This window comes from Chitinophaga filiformis (assembly GCF_900102545.1).
Lineage (GTDB): Bacteria > Bacteroidota > Bacteroidia > Chitinophagales > Chitinophagaceae > Chitinophaga > Chitinophaga filiformis.
The window spans coordinates 401,438-408,002 of sequence record NZ_FNBN01000008.1; the positions used below are offsets into that span (position 1 = coordinate 401,438).

Annotated in this window: 6 protein-coding genes; 5 read left to right on the plus strand and 1 reads right to left on the minus strand. The window is 48.1% G+C overall.

From position 1 onward, the window contains the following. Window positions 1–41 precede the first annotated feature (41 nt). Entirely contained in the window at window positions 42–1,268 is a 1,227-nt protein-coding gene (gene manA / locus BLR32_RS27315; protein WP_089836629.1) for a mannose-6-phosphate isomerase, class I, read from the plus strand. A gap of 32 nt (window positions 1,269–1,300) precedes the next feature. Next, window positions 1,301–1,897: a DUF6580 family putative transport protein gene (locus tag BLR32_RS27320; protein ID WP_089836631.1), complete on the plus strand. Its 597-nt coding sequence runs from the start codon at window positions 1,301–1,303 to the stop codon at window positions 1,895–1,897. A gap of 240 nt (window positions 1,898–2,137) precedes the next feature. Here BLR32_RS27320 and lepA read toward each other — a convergent pair whose 3' ends face one another. Then, entirely contained in the window at window positions 2,138–3,928 is a 1,791-nt protein-coding gene (lepA, locus tag BLR32_RS27325) for a translation elongation factor 4 (RefSeq protein WP_089836673.1), read from the minus strand. A gap of 131 nt (window positions 3,929–4,059) precedes the next feature. On the opposite strand from lepA, the gene BLR32_RS27330 reads away from it, so the two are divergent. The 3 genes from BLR32_RS27330 (at window position 4,060) to BLR32_RS27340 (ending at window position 6,441) form a co-directional block, all read left to right on the plus strand. Next, a complete protein-coding gene (locus BLR32_RS27330; protein WP_089836633.1) occupies window positions 4,060–4,317 on the plus strand; it encodes an acyl-CoA-binding protein in 258 nt (85 codons plus the stop codon). A 189-nt stretch (window positions 4,318–4,506) separates the two neighbouring features. After that, window positions 4,507–5,739, plus strand: coding sequence for an ornithine--oxo-acid transaminase (rocD, locus tag BLR32_RS27335; RefSeq protein WP_089836635.1), 1,233 nt, complete (start codon window positions 4,507–4,509; stop codon window positions 5,737–5,739). 57 nt (window positions 5,740–5,796) lie between these two features. Then, window positions 5,797–6,441, plus strand: coding sequence for a VIT1/CCC1 transporter family protein (locus BLR32_RS27340; RefSeq protein WP_089836637.1), 645 nt, complete (start codon window positions 5,797–5,799; stop codon window positions 6,439–6,441). Window positions 6,442–6,565 lie beyond the last annotated feature (124 nt).

A 6,565-nucleotide genomic window follows, 5' to 3' on the forward strand; every position in this document is an offset into this window, starting at 1 on the left:
CAACAGGTTAACAATTCTAGGAAAATACAAACATATTACGCATGAGCGAGAAGAAATTATTCAGACTGGAAGGTAAGGTTCAAAATTATGCATGGGGTGGATATCATTATATTCCTGCTTTATTAGGTATTCCTGAAAATGGGAAACCTAGTGCAGAATACTGGATGGGCGCACACCAGAGCGCACCTGCTGTTATCGCTACCGGAACGCAGCCTTCCATGCTGGACCAGTTGGTAAAAGCCGATCCCGAACATGTACTGGGGCCTAAGGTATGGAAACGCTTTGGCGAATTACCTTACCTGCTCAAGATCCTGGATGTAAAAGACATGTTGTCTATCCAGGTACACCCGACGAAAGCAGAAGCAGAAAAAGGATTTGCCAGGGAAAATGAAGCCGGTATCCCGCTGAATGCTCCTCACCGTAATTATAAGGACGCCAACCATAAACCCGAGATCATGGTGGCCCTCAGTGAATTCTGGTTGCTGCACGGATTCCTGCCGGAAGATAAACTGAGAAAGGTATTAGAGAGCGTAAAAGAATTTGCATCACTCGCTCCCATCTTTGAAAAAGAAGGCTACTTCGGACTGTACAAAGCGGTAATGGAAATGCCACAAGCTGAGGTGAATACGATGCTACGCCCGCTGGCGGAAAGAGTATCTGCCGCTTACAAAGATGGCAACCTGGCGAAATCCGATCCGGCATTCTGGGCAGGAAGAGCGATTGTGAATGATCCTCAGGGACTGGAAAACCTGGACAGAGGGATCTTCTCTATTTACTTCTTTAACATTATGGAAGTACACCCCGGACAAGCCGTATTCCAGGATGCCGGTATCCCACACGCTTACCTGGAAGGGCAGAACGTGGAGCTGATGGCTAACTCTGATAACGTATTACGCGGCGGACTGACGCCTAAACATATCGATGTACCCGAGCTGCTGAAACATACCCGTTTCGAACCCGTACATCCGAAGATCCTCAGCGGAGAAAGTGTAGCCGGCGGACTGGAAACCATCTACCACTCTCCTGCACCTGATTTCGTGGTAAGCCGTATAGCTATGCAGAATGGTCAGCGTTATGAGCATACCAGTCAGGCAACAGAGATCATGCTGGTAATGGAAGGCGCTGCTGAGATCACTGAAGCAGGGGGAGAAACCATCTCACTGCAGAAAGGTCAGGCAGTAGTTACTTATTACAATACGGCCTATAGTATTGTAAGCAAGGCAGGCGTTGTGATCTTTAAAGCAAGTGTGCCTGTTGAATCTATTTAAAATCATATCTTTGGTTAAATAATCGACCCATTATGAAAAAGGATTCCATCCGCGAAATACTGATCGTTGCCATGCTGATCTTCCTGTCTGCATTGTGCCGCATTTTCACAAACCAGATCGGTCTGTGGAACTTTAATGCCATCGGCGCAGCAGCATTATTTGGCGGTATCGTACTGAAAGATAAACGCCTGGCGTATGTCGTTCCGTTATTGTCTTTATTTATGTCTGACGTTTTCCTGCAATGCTTCACCAGCATACATGCACTGGACCGTAATTACCTGGGACAACTGCTCTTCGTATATGGTGCATTCCTGCTGATCACCTGGATCGGTACCCTGATAAAGAAAGTGAACGTACTCACGTTACTGTTATCTTCTATCGACACAGGTGTACTGTTCTTCCTGATCTCCAACCTGGGTACTTTCCTTACAACTGATCTGTATCCCAAGACTGGTGCTGGTCTGCTAGCTTGTTATGCAGCTGGTATTCCTTTTTACCAGTCAGATAATATGTTCAGCAGCTTTGCATTGAATGGCCTGATGGGGAATGTGTTCTTTACAGCAGTATTATTCGGTGCCTGGGCAGCAATAAAACAGGTAGTAATCACTCCGAAAAGCCAGTTGGCTTAATAGGTAAGAATAATATTATAAAGGCCGGCTGAGAATATTCTTAGCCGGCCTTTTGTCTGAATATATCAGGCGATACATATATCTCACACTGTTTGTAGTGCTCCCTGCGCCCACAGGTGCCACCACGGGCGACACATAGTTACAACCAGCGGATCATATGACCTATTGCTATCAGCTCAAAATAAAAAAGCGACCAGTCTCCTGGCCGCTTTAATTTCCCAAATTTGATATAAACTGCGCCTAGTCATCCAACTTGAGTACTGCAAGGAATGCTTCCTGCGGTACTTCCACATTACCAATCTGGCGCATACGCTTTTTACCTTCTTTCTGTTTTTCCAACAGCTTACGTTTACGGGAGATGTCACCACCATAACATTTAGCAGTTACATCTTTACGCATAGCACTGATGGTTTCACGGGCCAGGATCTTGGCGCCGATAGCTGCCTGGATAGCGATCATGAATTGCTGACGTGGCAGCAGTTCCTTCAGCTTTTCACACAGCTTACGACCAAAGTCCTGTGCACGGCTGCGGTGGATCAGGGCGCTGAGCGCATCCACCTTATCACCATTCAGGAGGATATCCATCTTCACGATATCGCTGTCACGACGACCGATCGGCGCATAATCGAAAGAGGCATAACCACGGGTCTGGCTCTTCAGTTTATCATAGAAATCAAATACGATTTCTGTCAAAGGCATTTCAAATATTAATTCAACCCTGGAAGGGGTCAGATAGCTCTGGTTCAGCAGGATACCCCTCTTACCCAGACACAGGGTCATAATATTACCGATATAATCCGGCTTGGTGATGATCTGTGCCTTGATGAACGGCTCCTCAATGCGTTCCAGCCTACTGGGATCCGGCATTTCGGCAGGGTTGTTCACAGTAATAACCTCTTGCCTGGTGGTGTGAGCAATGAAGCTTACGTTCGGTACGGTAGTGATCACTGTCTGATTGAACTCCCTTTCGAGACGCTCCTGGATGATCTCCATGTGCAGCATACCGAGGAATCCGCATCGGAAACCGAAGCCGAGGGCCTGGGAGGTTTCCAGTTCGAAGGTCAGGGAAGCATCGTTCAGCTGAAGTTTCTCCATACAGTCACGCAGCTCCTCGAAGTCTTCCGTATTTACAGGGAAGATCCCTGCGAATACCATTGGTTTTACCTCCTCAAAACCATTGATCGCTTCCGTACTTGGATTGGCGCTCAGGGTGATGGTATCACCTACTTTTACCTCTTTGGCATTTTTGATACCGGTGATGATATATCCTACGTCGCCGGTCTTAACGGTTTGAGTAGGCTGCAGGCCTAATTTGAGGATACCCACTTCATCAGCATAGTATTCCTGGTCGGTATTGAAGAATTTAACTTTATCACCTTTTTTGATGGAACCGTTGTACACCCTGTAATAAGCAATGATACCACGGAAAGAGTTGAATACGCTGTCAAAGATCAGCGCCTGCAGGGGAGCTTCAGGATCGCCTTTCGGAGCAGGAATGCGTTTTACGATCGCCTCCAGGATCTCCTCAATACCGATACCGGTTTTACCCGAAGCCAGCAGGATCTCTTCCTCTTTACAACCGATGAGCTCTATGATCTGGTCCTTCACTTCGGGGATCATCGCTCCTTCCATATCGATCTTGTTGATCACGGGGATGATCTCCAGGTCATTTTCCAGTGCCAGGTAAAGGTTGGAAATGGTCTGCGCCTGAATACCCTGAGCAGCATCTACAAGCAAGAGCGCACCTTCACAGGCAGCCAGTGCACGGGATACTTCATAGGAGAAGTCCACGTGACCGGGAGTATCGATCAGGTTAAATACATAGGGCTGTCCCTCGTGAACATAGTTCATCTGGATAGCGTGACTCTTGATAGTGATCCCCTTTTCTCTTTCCAGGTCCATGTCATCCAGTACCTGTGCCTGCATGTCCCTGTCGGAAATGGTTTTGGTATGTTCTAACAGCCTGTCAGCCAATGTACTTTTACCGTGGTCGATGTGTGCAATGATGCAAAAATTCCTGATATTCTTCATATATGCTTTTAAAACCAGGCGTTTAACGCCCCGCGTCAAGCCGCAAAGGTATTTAAATTTTGCTATTCCCGGATAGGTGAACCTGTCGTATTTGATACTATTTTGTCTACATTTAATGTTAAAAAAATCCCATGGATCTCCAACAACAGTTCGAAGCAGCCGCTGCAACCAGCAAAACCCTACCCCAAAAACCTGATAATGAAACACTTCTGCAACTTTATTCCCTCTATAAACAAGCTACCGAGGGCGACGTAAATACAGATCCTCCCACCAATCTTTTTGATTTTGTGGCCAAGGCGAAATATGAGGCATGGCAGAAACTGAAAGGCAAGTCAAAAGAAGAGGCCCAGCAGGAATATGTGGCGTTGGTTACAAGGTTGAAAGGGTAAGGAAAGTCATAGTACAGCAGCGGATTGTCTGTCCGGTGGCGTGGGAGGAAAAAGCATAGTTGATGAACCAGTGTGTGCTGGTCGTAAAACCGCCCTGTAAGGCTGTAAAGGATGATATTGTAGTCTTTCCGGTTTGTTTTCCTTTCCCGATTCTAATACATGAGCTGTATTGCGTACCTTTGAAGGGTTATGTTACACGCATCTAAGATTACTGAAAAAACACAGCATTTCCTTGACCTGGAAGAACAGTATGGCGCCCATAATTACCATCCGCTGCCGGTAGTCCTGAGCCGCGGGGAAGGTGTATTTCTCTGGGATGTAGACGGAAAACGTTATTACGATTTCCTCTCCGGCTACTCTGCTGTTAACCAGGGCCATTGTCACCCCGTGATCATCCGTGCCCTCATTGAACAGGCACAGAAACTGACCCTGACTTCCCGCGCATTCCATAGCGACCTGCTCGGCGAATATGCTGCCTTCATTACCGACTATTTCGGCTACGACAAGGTACTTCCCATGAATACCGGCGTAGAAGCAGTTGAAACAGCCCTGAAGCTGTGCCGTCGCTGGGGTTATGTGGTAAAAGGTATCCCGGAGAACCAGGCAAAGATCATCGTCTGTGCTAACAACTTCCATGGGCGCACCCTGAACGTTATCTCCTTTAGCACAGATCCTTCTTCCCGGACTGATTTCGGACCCTTTATGCCGGGTTACGAGATCATCCCTTATAATAATCTGCCTGCCCTTGAAAAGGCGCTGCAGGACAAGAACGTTGCCGGCTTCCTGGTAGAACCGATCCAGGGAGAAGCAGGTGTCATGGTACCCGACGAGGGCTACCTGGCCAAAGCCCGTCAGTATTGCGAAGACGCCAATGTACTCTTCATTGCCGACGAGATCCAGACCGGCCTTGCCCGCACAGGTAAAATGCTCTGTTGTGATCACGAAAATGTGCGTCCCGATATCCTGATACTGGGTAAAGCCCTTTCCGGAGGAACCTTACCGGCAGCCGCCGTCCTGGCTGACGATGAGATCATGCTCACCATTAAACCTGGTGAACACGGCAGCACTTACGGTGGTAATCCGCTAGCCTGCCGGGTAGCTATTACGGCGCTCACAGTCCTGAAGGAAGAAAACATGATAGAGAATGCTGCCACCATGGGAGAACTCCTGCGACAGGAACTCAAGGCCCTCAATTCGCCTTATATCAGCACCATCCGTGGTAAAGGACTCCTGAACGCTATCGTCATTCAGCATAACCATCCGGAAGCAGCCTGGGACCTCTGTCTGGCGCTTAAGGACAACGGCTTGCTGGCCAAACCGACCCACGGCGACAAGATCCGTTTCGCGCCTCCCCTGCTGATCACTGCTACCCAGGTAAGAGAAGCCGTGCAGATCATCGGCAAAAGCCTCGAAACATTATAGCAGTGTTATAGTACATCAGATACATTATACGTTATAGCAGAAATACTATAGCCGCGCATGCCTAAACAACAGAAAGCCATCCGCAGCAGCGGTTGGAGAACGGACTTCCTGATAGGATTTCCTGATGGATTATTACTCTTATTTTTCACCACTTTCCTGTTGCATGGCTTGCCTGTAAGCGTACAGCAATTCTATACAGTGAACACCTGTATCTGGATAGCGGGAAGTCTGCTGGTAATGATCAGCGCTTTCCAGGCCAACCGGGGAGATCTGCAACATGATGAAAGTACCTTGTCCCCGGAAGAAAGACAGAAGCTGGAACGACTCAACATCAGTGACCCCATCATAGAAAATATCGCTGCAGAAATGCAGAAAGATGCCGTACAATGGGAAGAAACGCTGGCGTCACAACAGGTACAGGAAAAGCATTTCAACCTCGCCACCGCCATCCGCAGTGGCTTGCTGACTGGCCTCTCCTTCCTTATGGGCGGCATCCTCCCCTTCTTACCCTATCTGCGCGATGAGCATTTCTCCGCAGCTGCAAGTAGCAGTGTGCTGTATGTATTCATTGCCACCACCGTATTCAGTTTCCTCAAATCAAGAATGACCAACCAGCCAACCATTCCGATTATCCTACGGAATCTTGCGTACGGCGCTGCTGTATGGCTGGGCGCGTATATCATCCTGTTGGTGTTTAGATAAATACCCCCCCGCATTTTCCCAGGGTTGTCACCCGGGGCTACAAACAATACAACCCCTAACAGGGTTGATTGATGTTTTGTTGTCGTTATCGGATTTCGGTGATACCACCCGTTTTCCCGGGGTT

What these genes read in the sequence shown, in the direction of transcription:
- BLR32_RS27330 (WP_089836633.1), top strand. Translation starts at nt 4,060, where the DNA reads ATGGATCTCCAACAACAGTTCGAAGCAGCCGCTGCAACCAGCAAAACC.
- BLR32_RS27320 (WP_089836631.1), top strand. Translation starts at nt 1,301, where the DNA reads ATGAAAAAGGATTCCATCCGCGAAATACTGATCGTTGCCATGCTGATC.
- BLR32_RS27340 (WP_089836637.1), top strand. Translation starts at nt 5,797, where the DNA reads ATGCCTAAACAACAGAAAGCCATCCGCAGCAGCGGTTGGAGAACGGAC.
- rocD (WP_089836635.1), top strand. Translation starts at nt 4,507, where the DNA reads ATGTTACACGCATCTAAGATTACTGAAAAAACACAGCATTTCCTTGAC.
- lepA (WP_089836673.1), bottom strand. Translation starts at nt 3,928, where the DNA reads ATGAAGAATATCAGGAATTTTTGCATCATTGCACACATCGACCACGGT.
- manA (WP_089836629.1), top strand. Translation starts at nt 42, where the DNA reads ATGAGCGAGAAGAAATTATTCAGACTGGAAGGTAAGGTTCAAAATTAT.